The 14,179-nt window shown below is 70.6% G+C and carries 16 protein-coding genes; 6 read left to right on the top strand and 10 right to left on the bottom strand.

All coding sequences use genetic code 11. From position 1 onward, the window contains the following. The first annotated feature begins 197 nt into the window (after positions 1-197). From CP982_RS19200 to CP982_RS19190, 3 genes are all read left to right on the top strand, one after another. The gene (locus CP982_RS19200; RefSeq protein WP_150511676.1) at positions 198-2,792 is read left to right on the top strand and encodes a bifunctional FO biosynthesis protein CofGH; all 2,595 of its coding nucleotides are present in this window, start codon (positions 198-200) and stop codon (positions 2,790-2,792) included. Between the two features lie 87 nt (positions 2,793-2,879). Further along, positions 2,880-3,413, top strand: a complete 534-nt coding sequence (locus CP982_RS19195; protein WP_150511675.1) for a cupin domain-containing protein — start codon at positions 2,880-2,882, stop codon at positions 3,411-3,413. Further along, on the top strand, positions 3,410-3,808 hold the full coding sequence (locus CP982_RS19190) for a VOC family protein (protein WP_150511674.1): 399 nt from the start codon (positions 3,410-3,412) through the stop codon (positions 3,806-3,808). Before CP982_RS19195 ends, CP982_RS19190 begins: the two co-directional genes overlap by 4 nt. 3 nt (positions 3,809-3,811) lie before the next feature. Here the strand turns inward: CP982_RS19190 and CP982_RS19185 are convergent, their stop codons facing one another. Further along, positions 3,812-4,657 carry an NAD(P)H-binding protein gene (locus CP982_RS19185; RefSeq protein WP_150511673.1) on the bottom strand — a complete coding sequence of 282 codons (846 nt, stop codon included), beginning with the start codon at positions 4,655-4,657 and terminating at the stop codon, positions 3,812-3,814. A 92-nt stretch (positions 4,658-4,749) separates the two neighbouring features. Between CP982_RS19185 and CP982_RS19180 the strand changes: the two genes are divergently transcribed. Continuing rightward, positions 4,750-5,346 (top strand): TetR/AcrR family transcriptional regulator, encoded by a 597-nt coding sequence (locus tag CP982_RS19180; RefSeq protein ID WP_150511672.1) that lies wholly within the window; start codon positions 4,750-4,752, stop codon positions 5,344-5,346. A gap of 10 nt (positions 5,347-5,356) precedes the next feature. On the opposite strand, the gene CP982_RS19175 is transcribed toward CP982_RS19180, so the two are convergent. From CP982_RS19175 to CP982_RS19145, 7 genes are all read right to left on the bottom strand, one after another. Further along, on the bottom strand, positions 5,357-6,820 hold the full coding sequence (locus CP982_RS19175) for an FG-GAP-like repeat-containing protein (protein WP_150511671.1): 1,464 nt from the start codon (positions 6,818-6,820) through the stop codon (positions 5,357-5,359). A gap of 56 nt (positions 6,821-6,876) precedes the next feature. Beyond that, positions 6,877-8,328: an FG-GAP and VCBS repeat-containing protein gene (locus CP982_RS19170; protein ID WP_150511670.1), complete on the bottom strand. Its 1,452-nt coding sequence runs from the start codon at positions 8,326-8,328 to the stop codon at positions 6,877-6,879. Positions 8,329-8,446: 118 nt separating this feature from the next. After that, positions 8,447-8,932: a hypothetical protein gene (locus tag CP982_RS19165; protein WP_150511669.1), complete on the bottom strand. Its 486-nt coding sequence runs from the start codon at positions 8,930-8,932 to the stop codon at positions 8,447-8,449. 785 nt (positions 8,933-9,717) lie between these two features. Then, positions 9,718-10,569 carry a DUF5753 domain-containing protein gene (locus CP982_RS19160; RefSeq protein WP_150511668.1) on the bottom strand — a complete coding sequence of 284 codons (852 nt, stop codon included), beginning with the start codon at positions 10,567-10,569 and terminating at the stop codon, positions 9,718-9,720. Between the two features lie 17 nt (positions 10,570-10,586). Then, positions 10,587-11,114, bottom strand: coding sequence for a DUF6879 family protein (locus CP982_RS19155; RefSeq protein ID WP_150511667.1), 528 nt, complete (start codon positions 11,112-11,114; stop codon positions 10,587-10,589). Then, positions 11,092-11,319 (bottom strand): hypothetical protein, encoded by a 228-nt coding sequence (locus CP982_RS19150; protein WP_150511666.1) that lies wholly within the window; start codon positions 11,317-11,319, stop codon positions 11,092-11,094. Before CP982_RS19150 ends, CP982_RS19155 begins: the two co-directional genes overlap by 23 nt. A gap of 102 nt (positions 11,320-11,421) precedes the next feature. Beyond that, entirely contained in the window at positions 11,422-12,018 is a 597-nt protein-coding gene (locus tag CP982_RS19145) for a DUF1707 SHOCT-like domain-containing protein (RefSeq protein WP_229879439.1), read from the bottom strand. Between the two features lie 216 nt (positions 12,019-12,234). Between CP982_RS19145 and CP982_RS19140 the strand changes: the two genes are divergently transcribed. Further along, a complete protein-coding gene (locus CP982_RS19140) occupies positions 12,235-12,534 on the top strand; it encodes a hypothetical protein (protein ID WP_150511665.1) in 300 nt (99 codons plus the stop codon). Here CP982_RS19140 and CP982_RS19135 read toward each other — a convergent pair. Then, entirely contained in the window at positions 12,522-12,806 is a 285-nt protein-coding gene (locus tag CP982_RS19135; protein WP_150511664.1) for a DUF397 domain-containing protein, read from the bottom strand. The genes CP982_RS19140 and CP982_RS19135 overlap by 13 nt on opposite strands. After that, positions 12,803-13,612, bottom strand: coding sequence for a helix-turn-helix domain-containing protein (locus tag CP982_RS19130; RefSeq protein ID WP_150511663.1), 810 nt, complete (start codon positions 13,610-13,612; stop codon positions 12,803-12,805). The genes CP982_RS19135 and CP982_RS19130 overlap by 4 nt, the downstream gene beginning before the upstream one ends. Before the next feature lie 125 nt (positions 13,613-13,737). On the opposite strand from CP982_RS19130, the gene CP982_RS19125 reads away from it, so the two are divergent. After that, positions 13,738-14,154 carry an ATP-binding protein gene (locus CP982_RS19125; RefSeq protein WP_150511662.1) on the top strand — a complete coding sequence of 139 codons (417 nt, stop codon included), beginning with the start codon at positions 13,738-13,740 and terminating at the stop codon, positions 14,152-14,154. The last annotated feature ends 25 nt before the right edge of the window (positions 14,155-14,179 follow it).

Raw genomic sequence — 14,179 nt, 5'->3', positions numbered from 1 at the left:
ACATGAGTGGTGCGTGCAACCCTGGTATTGAGCCGTGAACTCCCCTGTAAGGGAAGGGAATCGACAGGTTTACGGGTGGGGACGACGGGGGCGCTCGCGCGCGGCGGCGGGCCGCGTGCGACGGCGCCCGCGCGCCCGCCGCGACCTGGCGGAAGTGCCTGTAGGTGTCACGTGTTGTCGCTCGTATGCTCAAGGACATGACCAACAGCGCACAGCCCGCCGACGCCGGACGTCCCACAGCCAACGCCATGCGGCGGGCCCTGAGGCGGGCCAGGGACGGCGTCACGCTGGACGTGACGGAGGCCGCCGTGCTGCTCCAGGCGCGCGGCGAGGACCTCCAGGACCTGTCGGCGTCGGCGGCCCGGGTGCGGGACGCGGGCCTTCGGGCGGCGGGCCGCGCCGGGGTCATCACGTACTCGAAGAGCGTGTTCGTCCCGCTGACGCGGCTGTGCCGGGACAAGTGCCACTACTGCACGTTCGTCACCGTGCCGGGCAAGCTGCGCCGGGCCGGGCACGGCATGTTCATGTCCCCGGACGAGGTCCTCGACATCGCCCGCAAGGGCGCCGCGCTCGGCTGCAAGGAAGCCCTCATCACCCTCGGCGACAAGCCCGAGGACCGCTGGCCCGAGGCGCGCGAGTGGCTGGACGCGCACGGCTACGACGACACGATCGCGTACGTACGGGCCATATCGATCCGCATCCTGGAGGAGACGGGCCTGCTGCCCCACCTCAACCCGGGTGTGATGTCGTGGACGGACTTCCAGCGCCTGAAGCCGGTGGCGCCTTCGATGGGCATGATGCTGGAGACGACGGCCGAGCGGCTGTGGTCCGAGCCCGGCGGCCCCCACCACGGCTCGCCCGACAAGGAACCGGCCGTCCGGCTGCGCGTCCTTGAGGACGCGGGCCGTTCCTCCGTGCCCTTCACCAGCGGGCTGCTCATCGGCATCGGCGAGACGTACGAGGAGCGCGCGGAGTCCCTCTTCGCGCTGCGCCGCGTGGCGCGCTCGTACCACGGCGTCCAGGAACTGATCATCCAGAACTTCCGCGCCAAGCCGGACACGGCGATGCGCGGCATGCCCGACGCCGAGATCGACGACCTGGTCGCCACGGTCGCCGTCGCCCGGCACGTCATGGGCCCCTCCGGCTGCGTCCAGGCCCCGCCGAACCTCGTCGACGGCGAGTACGGCCGCCTCATCCGCGCCGGGATCGACGACTGGGGCGGCGTCTCGCCGCTCACCATCGACCACGTCAACCCCGAGAAGCCCTGGCCGCAGATCGAGGCGCTCGCCGAGCAGTCCGCGGCAGAGGGCTTCGAGCTGCGCGAACGCCTCTGCGTCTACCCCGAGTTCGTCCGGCGCGGCGAGCCCTGGCTCGACCCGCGCCTGCGCCCGCACGTGGACGCGCTCGCTCTGGAGTCGGGGCTCGCGAACCCCGACGCCGAGGTGCGCGGCCTGCCCTGGCAGGAGCCCGACGAGGGGTACGTGGCCTCCTCCGGCCGCACCGACCTGCACCGCACCATCGACACGGAGGGCCGCACCGCCGACCGGCGCGACGACTTCGACGAGGTGTACGGCGACTGGGAGGCGCTGCGCGAGCAGGCCGCCCCCGGCATGGTGCCCTCACGCCTCGACGGCGACGTCCGCTCCGCCCTCGCCACGGCCGCCGACGACCCCACCCGCCTCACCGACGCCGAGGCCCTGACCCTGCTGCACGCGGACGGGGCCGCCCTGGACGCGCTCTGCTCCGTCGCCGACGACGTCCGCAAGTCCGTGGTGGGCGACGACGTCACGTACATCGTCACGCGGAACATCAACTTCACGAACGTCTGCTACACCGGCTGCCGCTTCTGCGCCTTCGCGCAGCGCCGCACCGACGCCGACGCCTACACCCTGTCCCTCTCCCAGGTCGCCGACCGCGCCGCCCAGGCCTGGGACGTCGGCGCCGTCGAGGTGTGCATGCAGGGCGGCATCCACCCGGACCTGCCCGGTACGGCCTACTTCGACATCGCCGGGGCCGTGAAGGAGCGCGTGCCGGGCATGCACGTGCACGCCTTCTCCCCGATGGAGGTCGTCAACGGCGCGACCCGCACGGGCCTGTCGATCCGCGAGTGGCTCCAGCGCGCCAAGGAGTCGGGCCTGGACTCCATCCCCGGCACGGCCGCCGAGATCCTCGACGACGAGGTCCGCTGGATCCTCACCAAGGGCAAGCTCCCGGCCGCCACGTGGATCGAGGTCGTCAAGACCGCCCACGAGGTGGGCCTGCGCTCCTCGTCCACGATGATGTACGGCCACGTCGACCAGCCCCGGCACTGGCTCGGGCACTTCCGCACCCTGGCCGCGATCCAGCGGGAGACCGGCGGCTTCACGGAGTTCGTGACGCTGCCCTTCATCCACACGAACGCGCCCGTCTATCTGGCGGGCATCGCCCGGCCGGGCCCCACCACCCGCGACAACCGCGCCGTGACGGCCATGGCCCGGCTCCTGCTCCACCCCCACATCCCCAACATCCAGACCAGCTGGGTGAAGCTCGGCACGGAGGGCGCCGCCGAGATGCTGCGCTCCGGCGCGAACGACCTGGGCGGCACGCTGATGGAGGAGACCATCTCCCGGATGGCGGGCTCCGGTTACGGCTCGTACCGCTCGGTCAAGGACCTCGTCGCGATCGCGGAGGCCGCGGGGCGGCCCGCGAAGCCGCGCACGACCCTGTACGGGGAGGTCCCCGACGAGCGCGTGCGGGCGGCCGCCGCGTCGGACGGCCACCTGCCGGAGCTCCTGCCGGTCCTCGACGTGTAGGCCGGCAGCCCCTCTGCAGAATTGACCCATGATTTTCAAGCCAAAGTGACCTGTTCGGGGAGTCATTCTGGCCATAGAGTTCTGATCATGAACGAGAACGCAGCCACCGCGAACACCGCCACCACGACCTTCGAGCCGGTGCTGACCCGCCACGCCGAGGCCGAGACCTGCGCCGACCCGAGCAGCGTCATGACCCTCCTGGGCGAGGCGGGCGGCGCCGCGGGCTTCACCAGCTACCGCTCGACCTTCGCCACGGGCGCGGTGGGTGCCCCGGCCCACTTCCACACCAAGGCCACGGAGCTGTTCTTCGTGATCAGCGGCTCCCTCCAGGTGCTGCTCGGCGAGGAGATCAAGGTCCTGAACGCGGGCGACTTCCTGGCCGTCCCGCCGCACACCCCGCACGCCTTCGCGGCGGCGCCGGGCCACGAGGCGGACGTCCTGTTCGTCTTCACGCCGGGCATGGGCCGCTTCGACTACCTGCGCCTGCTCGGCCGCGTGCTGCGCGGCGAGGCCGACTTCAAGGAGATAGCCGAGTCGAGCGAGCGCTTCGACAACCACTACGTGGACAGCCCGGTGTGGCGCGCCGCCCTGGAGGCCGCGAAGACGGAGGCCGCGCGATGATCGACGCGACGACGCACGTGCGCGTGGCCCGCCCCTCGCGGGACCTCGCCGCCGCCGAGCGCTTCTACGTGGACGCACTCGGCCTCGCCGTCCTGTGGCGGTCCACCGAGCGCGTCCCCGGCAAGCACGACCTGCTGATGGTCGGCCCGCAGGGCGGCTCCTGGCACTTCGAGCTGACCCACGACCCCGAGAAGCCGCTGGACCCGACCCCGACGGTGGACGACCTGTTCGTGGTCTACCTGGGCGAGCCGGTGGCCGAGGCCCTGGTGGACCGCCTGGTCGCGGCGGGCGGCACCCGGGTCGCCGCGCACAACCCGTACTGGGACGAGTACGGCGTGACGGTCACCGACCCGGACGGCTACCACCTGGTCCTGTGCTCGCGGGTGTGGGGCTAGCCGCTACCGGAAGGCGGCCGCGTTGCGCGCCGCCCACTGGGCGAACGAGCGGGCCGGACGGCCGATGACCCGCTCCACGTCGCCGCTGACCTGCCGCTCGGCGGGCAGCGGGACACCGAGGACGTCCAGGGTCCCGCCGATGACCTCCTCCGGCATGAACCGCGCCAGGTGGGCGTGGGCCTGCTCGCGGGACAGCTCCACGAACGCCACCTCCTCGCCCAGGACGTGAGCGATCGCCTCGGCCTGCCGGCGCGGGCTGACGGCCTCCGGCCCGGTCAGCTCGTACGTACGCCCCGCGTGCCCGTCCTCGCGCAGCGCGGCCGCCGCCACCTCCGCGATGTCCGCCGGGTCCACGACGGGCAGCGCCACGTCGGCGAACGGGGCGTGGACCGTGCGCTCGGCGCGGACCGCCCCGGCCCACGCGAGGGCGTTCGAGGCGAAGCCGCCCGGGCGCAGGACCGTGAAGCCGAGCCCCGAGCCGCGCACGGCGGCCTCGAAGTCCCGCAGGCGCGCGTGCGAAGGAGCCTCGGGGCGGGTGGAGTTGAGCTGCGACGACACCAGGACGATCCGCTTGACCCCGCCCCGCGCGGCCGCCTCGACGAGGGCCTCCGGGCTCTCGCCGCGGCTGTTCAACTCCCCGCCGAGCAGGAGGAAGAGCGCGTCCGCGCCGTCCAGGACCGGCCGCATGCCCGCCGCGTCCCCGACGTCCGCACGGGCGTGCCGCACGCCGGCGGGCAGGTCCGCGGAGCGGTCCCGCCGCGACACCGCGACGACCTCCTCGCCCGCGTCGGCCAGCAGGGGAACCAGCGTCCGGCCGATGTTGCCCGTCGCACCCGTCACCACGATCATGGAGTCTCCCGGAATTAGTTAGTTAGTTGACTGACTTACTCGATGGGTGTGACCGTAGCACGGTCGTTCGCCGCCTGCCTATAGTTAGTCGGGTGACCGACTCAGTGAAGCCGAGGGCGCGTGGGGCCGACAAGCGGCGGCGGCTCGCTGCCGCGGCCGCCCAGGTGCTGCACGAGCAGGGCGTCGAACGCACCACGCTCGCCGACATCGCGCGCGCGGCGGACGTGCCCGTCGGGAACGTCTACTACTACTTCAAGACCAAGGACGAGCTGGTCCGCGCCGCCCTTTCCGAGCACAGCACGCGCCTGGACGAGATCACGGCGGGGCTCGACGAGCTGCCGGACCCGCGCGAGCGCCTCAAGGCCCTCGTCGCGGCGTGGGTCGAGCGGCGCGAGGTCGCCGCGCGGCTCGGCTGCCCCACTGGCACGCTGGCCGTCGAACTCGACAAGCGTGCCGACGGGGTCCTCGACGCGGCGGCCGCCGCGGTGATCCGGCGCCTCCTCGACTGGGCCGCGGACCAGTTCCGCGCCCTGGCCCTGCCGGACCCCGACGCCCTGGCCGTCACCTTCGTCTCCGCGTACCAGGGCATGTCGCTCCTGGCCAACGCCCTGCGGGACCCGGAGATCATGACCCGGGAGGGCGCGCGCCTCACCGCGTGGCTGGACTCGCTGGAGGCGCGCGCCGGTTGAGCCGGAGGCGTCAGCGGCCCAGCCACGCCCCGAAGTAGCCGCGCTCGGTCGCGGCGCCGAGGGCGTTCGGGCCGAAGGACGTGCTGCCGGTGGCCGTCAGGCCGGACTTCGTGCCCTTGAGGACCCAGGCGGCGCCCACGTCCTGGACGGTGGTGTCCTCCTGGGACGCGGTGGCGGTCAGGTCGGCCTTCTTGTCGCCGTCGACGTCGGAGAGCAGGACGCGGCTACCGAAGCCGTCGCCCGTCTCGGACACGCCGGGCACGCCCGCCGTGGACTGGGTGAAGGCCTGGGAGCCCTTGCCGCTGAGGCCGCTCTTGGCGCCCTTGAGCAGGATGACGCCGCCCGCGTCGTAGGCCTCGGCGGCGCCCGCCTTGACGTCCTCGCCGGGGACGCCGACGGCGATGTCGGCGTAGCCGTCGCCGTTGACGTCGCCCGCGCCGAGGTCGGCGCCGAACCGGTCGCCGCGGTGGTACTCGCCGCCCTCGCCGGGGATGGGGCCGCCCCGCTCGCCCGCGCCGGGCACGCCCGGGCTGTCCTGGGTGATCTTCACGCTGCGGGTGGCGGCGGGCCCGTTCTTGTGGCCGTAGTCGACGCGGACGGTGCCCTCGTCGTCGGACTGCACCTCGCCGTCGCCGCTGACCGCGCGGGTGACGAAGTCGCCGTACCCGTCGCCGTCGACGTCCGCGACGACGCCGCCCCGGGAGGGCTTGAGGGCCTTCGCGGAGGTGCCGCTGAGGCCGTTGCGCGTGCCCTTCCAGAAGCGGCTCGCGAACGGCCCGTCCTCGTCGCCGTCGTTGGTGACGAGGTCGTCGACGCCGTCGCCGTTCAGGTCCCCGGCCACCACGTCCAGGAGCCCGGGCTCCGTGGGGACGCGCACGGCCTTCTTCCTGGCCGGGTGGCCCTGGGCCGTGAACGGGCCGTAGGAGACGGACAGGGTGGCCCGGTCGTTGTCGTGCGCCGGGTAGACCTCGTTCACCAGGTCGCGGTTCCCGTCGCCGTCGAAGTCACCGGCCGTGATGTTGCCGTAGGCGCCGTTCGCGACCTCGCCGGAGGTCCCGGTCAGACCGGCGGCGGAACCCCACAGGAGGACCGCCTTGGTCATGGGGTGACCGCCGACGACGAGGTCGGTGTAGCCGTCCTTGTTGAAGTCGCCGGTGACCAGTTGGCCGCCGAACTGGTCGTCCTCGCGGGCGTCGCCGGGCACGCCCTGGGTGGTGCGGTCGATGATGCGCGGGTGCGCGCGGTCGGGCCCGTTCTTGGACCCGTACACGACGGCGACGTACCCGGCGTTCTTCTTTCCGCCGGCGGTGCCGTACGCGGCGCTGATCGCGAGGTCGGCGTACCCGTCCTTGTTGAAGTCCGTCACCGGCGCCTTGGGGGGCCGGGGCGCGGCGGACGCGGTGCCCGTCGCGGTGAGCATGAGCGGTGCGGCGACCGCGGCCGCCGCGACGGCTGCGATGAGGGAGCGGCGCAAGGTTTCTCCTGTGGTGTGCGTACGGAGCTGGTGTGTCAGGGGTGGTGGTGCGGGCGCTAGCGCGCGAGGCGCTCGCCCAGGCGGGCGTCCTTCTCGGGCGCGCCGAGCGCGGCCGGGCCGAAGGAGCTGATCCCGGCCGTCGTCAGGCCGGTGGCGGCGCCCTTGAACACCCAGGCGGCGCCGGAGTCCCGGTATGTGCCGTCCTCCCAGGGGGCGGTGACGGTCAGGTCGGCCTTCTTGTCGCCGTTGACGTCGGACAGCAGGACTTCGGCGCCGAACTTGTCGCTCTTCTCGGAGGCGCCGGGGACGCCGGGCGTGGTCTGGGTGAAGGCCTGGGCGCCCTTGCCACTGAGGCCGCTCTTGGCGCCCTTGAGTAGAACTATGTTGCCGCTGTCTAGAACGTTCTTTCTAGCGGCGGTGACGTCCTCGCCGGGGACGCCGACGGCGATGTCGGCGTAGCCGTCGCCGTCGGCGTCGCCCGCGCTGATCGAGGCGCCGAACTGGTCGCCGCTGTAGTACACGTCGCCGACGTACCCGCCCCTCTCCCCGACGCCGGGCACGCCCGGGCTGTCCTGGGTGATCTTCGTGGTGCGGGTCGCGGCGGGCCCGTCCTTGCTGCCGTAGTCGACGCGGACGGTGCCCGCATCGGAGTCGAGGTCCTCGTTGCTGCTGCCGTTGTCACGGGTGACGAAGTCGCCGTAGCCGTCGCCGTCCACGTCCGCGACGGCACCGCCCACGGACGCCTTGAGGCCCTTGTACGTGTGGCCGAGGCCGGACTTGGCGCCCTTCCAGAACCGGCTGCCGTACGCCCGGTCCTCGAAGCCGTGGCTGGTGACGAGGTCGTCGACGCCGTCGCCGTCCAGATCGCCCGCGACGAACTCGCCGAGCTCGCGGAACGACCCGAAGCCGATCGCGTCCTTCCTGGCCGCCTCGCCGCCGCGCGTGAACGGCCCGTACGAGACGGTCATGCCGGTGTCGTCGCTCTCGGGCGCGGCCTTGTACTCCTGCGTCACCAGGTCGCGGTGCCCGTCGCCGTCGAAGTCACCGACGGCGAGGGAGCCGCCCGCGCCCGGCAGTTCGGCGGCGGCGTCCGTGAGCCCGGCGGCGGAGCCCCACAGCACCACCGTGCCGCCCGAGGCGGCGCCGACGACCAGGTCCGTGTACCCGTCCCCGTCGAGGTCGGCGGCGGTCAGCTCCTTGCCGAAGCGTCCGTACTCGGTGACGTCCCCGGGCACCCCGGCGCCGGCCCGGTCGACGACCTTCCGGTGCGCCTGCCCGGCCCCGCTCTTGGACCCGTACACGACGGCCACGTACCCGGCTTCCTGCTTCCCGCCGACCGTCGCGTTCGCCGCGCCGAGCACGAGGTCGGCGTAGCCGTCCTTGTTGAAGTCGACGACCGGCGCCGTGGCCGCCTTCGCCTTGGGCGCGGCGGACGCGGTGCCGGTGCCTATCGCCAGCGGCGCGGCGATGGCGGCGGCCGCGATGGCGACGACGAGGGAGCGACGCACTGTTCCTCCTGTGACTGGTGGCCCTTCGGATCACGTTGATCAGAGCCGACAGAGAAGAGACAGCCGAGGTGACGAGAGGGTTGCACAACCTTGAACAATCAGAACCGGAAGCCCAGCCTCAGCCGCTGCCCACCTCTAGTGAGAGGGGGCACGCAAGGTGCGGCATCGCGTGGTTCGGGGTGCAGCACACCAGGGCCAGTGACAGGAACGTGGGGCGTTCCAGGTAGAAGCCGTGGGAGACGTCGCCGCCCCGCGCGAGCCGTGCGGCGGCGGAGTGCTCCAGTGCCTTCAGGCGCGTGGGGCTGCGCTCCGCCGAGGAGGCGAAACGCTCCGCATGGGCGGCCAGTTGACCGGAGAGCCAGCGGGCCGCGTCCTGCGGTGCCTGCCATGTTCCCCTGACCAGGCCCGCCGGTTTGACCAGCCAGTAGGCCGTCTCCAGCGGCGGCAGGTCCGTCCTGGGAAACTCGGCGGCCACTTCGCGGTGCCGCTGGACCAGCTCGGGCCGGCTCCCGGGCGGGGGCGGGTCGGGGTGCGCGGGCCGCCGCAGGGCCTCGTCGTCGAAGCGCTGTTTCGGGCCCGCCCACAGGTATCCGTGGTGGTGCAACGGTCGCCCCCTGCGGGAGTTCAAGAGGACTGCTGAGAGGCCCTGGTCGGTCCGCTCATGTCGTCATCGGTGCTTGAATTGACCCGTTCGCGTGGACAACCGCTCCATGCGCTCAACATCGTCGCGAGGATGCCTCCACACGTTCTCGGGGTGCTCAACCAGTCGTGCTGGACAAGCTTCAAGAAACTCCGTGAACTGGTGGTCGCACCAGCTTGGAACCCAGGCACGGGAACGGCATACGAAGACCGCCTCGAACGTGACGGTCGGGGCTTCCCCGCTGTCGATGCTCATGCTCACGGGGATAACGGGCTCTTCTGTGGGCCTGGCCAAATGGACGCTGGTCCAGCAGCCTTGCCCTCCGATGTCGGAGGGGAAGACATGGGCGGCCCACGCGTTGGAGTCCGCGTACCAAACGGTGGCGGCGGGGGCGAGGGTGAAGCGGTCCCAGAAGTCCTCGTACCCGTGACAGCGGGGCAGTTCAACGCCCGCCTCGTGGAAACGGGAAAGAAGAAGTCCCAGTCCACGCACAGCAGATGCACTGGCAAGTGCCTTCCTGACCGGCGAAACGATGGTGGCGGGTGCCCCCAGCCGGGGCCGGGGGCCGAGTTGCTCGGGTGTGGTCAATGGCCGGGTGAGCCGCCACCGCCCTGGCCGTCACCGTCTTCGATGTCGGTGTTGTCGGTGTCGTCGCCTCGTTCCTTCAACCCATTGATTTCTGGGGCATGTTTTGAAGGTATGGAAGGGGAGAGTCGGCGCTCAATGAACTTCTACGGACTTGCGTAGCTTCACCTGATGGCGTCGATCGCCTCTGTGATGAGATTTCTGGCAGACGCGCCGTAGACAGCGATTCCTGCCAGCTCGGCGAAGGTCCTGGCGTACTCGGCGATCTCGCACGGCTGCGTCACCGTCAGACCTGCTGAGACCAGTTCGCAAGCGACCTGCTTGTCGTCGTACATGGAGAAGGATTCACACGGCCACGCATTTCCGCGTGTGACACCCATAGGGACAACACCCAGGCTCAGCATGGGAACCGACGTCATGCCGATCAGGTGGCGGAGCTGGTTCACCATGACGTTCGGGCTGCCGATGACCGATCGGAGAACCCACTCCTCGATCACGAAGGCGAACCGGCGTCCGCCGGAGCGGAGCACGTGCTGACGCCCCATGCGGGCCGATACGGCTTCCTCGATGTCGTCGGGGGCGCTGCGCAGGGCGACGAGCGTGGTGAGGACCGCATGCGTGTAGTCCGCGGTCTGCAGCAGGCCGGGAACGACTTGCGACTGGTAGAAGCGAAACCAAAGCGTTCGCTCGTACAGCGGGAGCACGGACTCCTGGACACGTCTGAGTCCGGCTCGCTCCATGCGGCGCCATTCGACGTACATGCCGTCGATGCCGCGGGCCGTCGCGATGAGATCCGCCGTCTGCTCCTCTGCCCGGCAGATACTCGTCCAGATGCGAATGTCGGCGTCGGACGGCGACGTCTTGCCGTTCTCAAGCCGGGAGCTCTTCGATTCATGCCATCCGGCTGCCGCTGCCAGGGCCCGAGCGGTCAGGCCGGCGTCCTTGCGGATGTCGCGAAGACGCCCGCCGAGAGCCGCGCGGGCCTGCTGGATGCTGGACGGTGGCAGTGGCGGCATGGAACATCAGGCCCGGATCACACCGGCCTGTACTCCTCATGCGGGATGGCGCGGTCCCATACGGACTCGAAGGCCGTGGAACAGAGGCGCACTACGCCCGGGTCACGCGTGCGCTCCTCGTCGCCCTCTGGGGACAGTTCGCCCTCGCCCGTGAAGTGCAGGAACAGGACCAGCGCGTCGTCGAAGAGCCAGAAGTCGTTGCCAGGCAGCGCCAAGTCCGAAGCCCTGCGTCGTGGCAGCCAGCGGACCTGTTCCCCTGCTCCCACGTTGCCCGCGGTGAGGTGGTGCTCGAACCGCAAGTAGTCGCTCATCGGTTCCGAGAAGATCCGGGCCCGGCGTACGGCGACGCCACGGTCGGTGGTCTCCCTCATCAGCGCGAGCCAGTGGCGCGAGACCGGGTCGTGCCGCGCCGGAACGCTGTGAGGGTCACGGGACCAGGCGACGAACTCCGGATCGGACCGCATGTACCCGTCCCGCATCTCCAAGTGCACGGCGGAGTGCTTGGCCTGCCGGAACAGGTCCTCAAACGTCGGTTCCCCCACCACTGTTCACCTCCGGGAAGAACGCCACCATGTACTTCGGGATCTCCACGACGGTCTCGTGGTCCGGGAGATCCATCTGCGACAGCCGCTCCTTGTCGAGTACCTTCAGCCCTTGGACCAGGTATCGGTCTTTCACGTCGTCGTAGTAGACCGTCGCGGACTTGCCGTCGGGCGACTCGGGGTCCTTCCCAAGCATGTGCAGTGTCATCGTGACCTCCTGCTTGGCCGTGGAGATGGTCTCCGGGCACAAGCCTGCCCGCAACCAGTCAGGCCTCGCAGTTGACTTGCGGGAGCTTGCATGATTTCAGGGTCAGCCCGTGTCGCCCGCACCCGGCTTGGCGCGGTGGCGTTGCCAGGGGAGGCGGCGGGGTGGGCGGGCCACTATGTCGCCGCCGGTCGACGTGCCGGTCAGCAGGACGCGCAGGTGGACGGGGGTCTCCGGGCCCGGGACCGGGGGGAGTTTGATCTCGCCCCGGCTCTTGGTGATCCCGTCCGCGTCGACCACGACCCCCGGCGGCGTGACCAGCGTCAGATTCCCGCCGATCCGCAGATCCACCTCGATCTCCAGCGTGCTGTGCGCGATCACGGCCTCCGTGAAGTCCAGCTTCAGGTCCGTGAACATCAGCCGCACCTCCATCCGGCGCGGCACCCGCCACCCGCCCGTCCGCTTGCCCTCCCCGAAGCGCTGGTCTATCCGGAGCACTTCGGCCGGCTGCGGCGGCATGCCCTCCCACGGCAGGTCCGCCGTCAGGTCCCTGAGGTCACCGACCGTCCGCGCCGCGAGCGCCGCCTCCACCCGCTCCTCCAACTCGGCCCCCGTCAGCCGCCCGTCACCCGCCGCGACCCGCAGGATCTCCACCGCCTGGTCCCGCTCCCGGTGCGACACCCGCATAGCTGCATCTACCATGCGTCCAGTCTGCGCGGGGGCCCGGCGGCCCGGCAATGGCCTCCCGGAGAGATCAGGGAACACCCTGACGGATCTCAGGGTGCCGTCACCTCTCGGGCGAATGTCCCGAAACCGCCCTTTCTGGCCCACCGACCCGCTGCTTGAATCCCTCTTCGCACAGGGACATACCGGGAGTGCCGACCGGCACCCCCTCGCGTGCGAGAGAGGGGTACCACCATGAGCATGATCCAGAGCGGCAAGCTGACCATGGACTCGTCCCACTCCACCGAAACACAGGGCGGGAAGACCGACACCTTCAAGCAGGTCACCTTCCCGACCCCGTTCCCCAGCGGTACGGACGTCGTCGTCCAGGTCACCGTGCAGACCTTCAACGGTCCTGAGACCCCCGGCGTCCGCCTGCACGAAGTGACCAACAAGGGCTTCAAGGTCCGCTTCAACGAGATCTACGGCGGCGGCGTCACCGCCGACGGCAAGCACACCACGGAGACGGTCGGCTGGACCGCCTACACGGTCTGAGTCCCCGCCGCGAAGCCGACGAACGGAGCCCAGGCCGCGCCTTCGACGGCCACCTGGGCTCCGTTCTTGTTCTTGGAGTCACGGATGTGCACGGTGGGCCCCGGGCCGGGGCTGGCTATGGCGACTTCGACGCAGTCCGCGTCGTCGCTTCCGCTGTGGCTGCTCTTACGCCAATCCTGGGCGACTTCAACGCACTCGGGGCCGTCGTTGCTGCTGTAGCTGCTCTTGCGCCACTTCAGCGCGAAGGTTCCGGTGGCCGGGGTGGAGGTCATGTCTCTCCCAGTACGTTCTCGATGAAGACCAGGGACTCCTGTGGCGGGAGGGCCTGTGCCCGGATCATTCCATAGCGCATTTCGACGATCTGGACTTCGCGGGATTCGCTGATCAGCCTGTTGGAAAGCTGCGCTTCTGTGTGTCCGAGCGTCTTGCCGTTCCGTAGCTTCAGTAGCTGGAGCGAGCCTGCCATTCCAGCGTGGTCCTCACAGCCAGTCGGCATCACCTGGATCTCCACGTGCCTCAACCTGCTGACACCCAACAGGTGTTCGAGCTGCTGCCGCAGGACCATTCTGCCCCCGATCGGACGCCGCAATGTCACCTCCTCCTGGACGAAGGTGATCAGTGGCCGGGGGACGCGCTCGAAGATGGACTTCCTGGCCATGCGAGCGCCGACGTGGCGCTCGATCTCCTCCTCCGTGTAGGAGGGGCGTCGCATCGCGTACAACGCCTGCGCGTACTCCGGGGTCTGAAGCAGCCCGTGGATGTGATGGCTGGCGTAGGCCCCAAGCTCCACCGACTCCTCCTCCAGCTTCTTCAGATCCCGAACCTTCTTCGGGTACCTCGCCTCCTCCACGTCCTTCTTCATCGCCGCGATCTTGCCGCCGGCTCCCAGGACCTCGTCCGCCCCCTCCAGGAACTCCGGCTTCGGCACGCGCCGGCCCCGCTCCACCGACGACACCATCTCGTCGCCGTACCCGATGGCCGCGCCCAGCTCCGCCTGGGTCATGCCCGCCGCCTCGCGCCACGCCTTGACCTGGCGGCCCACCGCCTTGAGTACCGCCGCGGCTTCCTCGTCCTCCATGCGGCCCACCTTCCGCGTACGAGCCGGACGGCTCCGAGCGGTACCCGGACAGTCGCTCTGCGTACCGGCTTCCCTGCTGGTCAGGGTAGACAGGAGTGACCACGCTGAGTGATGTGAATGGTGAAATGACTCAAGCCGCCGTCCAGGCACGGCACTTCACGCTGCTGCTGACCTCCTCCCGGAGGGGAGCCCGCCTTGCCCGGCTACTCACGGAGCGTCAACTTGACGCCTGGGGTTGCCCGTCGGCCGAGGCATCGCACATCGTCGCCGAACTCGCCGCGAACGCCGTCGCGCACGGCCGCGTGCCGGGCCGTGGCTTCCGCCTGACGCTCCGGCTCGACGCGGCCGGGAGGCTCCGGATCGAGGTGAGTGACGCCCGGGGCGACCGGGTCCCGGGTATCCAGGACCCGGGGGATCAGGAGGAGTCGGGGCGCGGGCTGCGCATCGTCGCGGGGTGCGCCGACCGCTGGGGCGTGGTTCCGGCGCCCTCCGGGTGCAAGACGGTGTGGGCCGAACTCGTACCGGATCGCGCGGAACCGTGACCCGGTCGGGCCCGACGCCAAAGAC

The organism is Streptomyces spectabilis (genome assembly GCF_008704795.1).
Classification (GTDB): domain Bacteria; phylum Actinomycetota; class Actinomycetes; order Streptomycetales; family Streptomycetaceae; genus Streptomyces; species Streptomyces spectabilis.
Note: the sequence above shows the minus strand (reverse complement) of the source record. Positions and strands in the feature narration are given on the sequence as shown.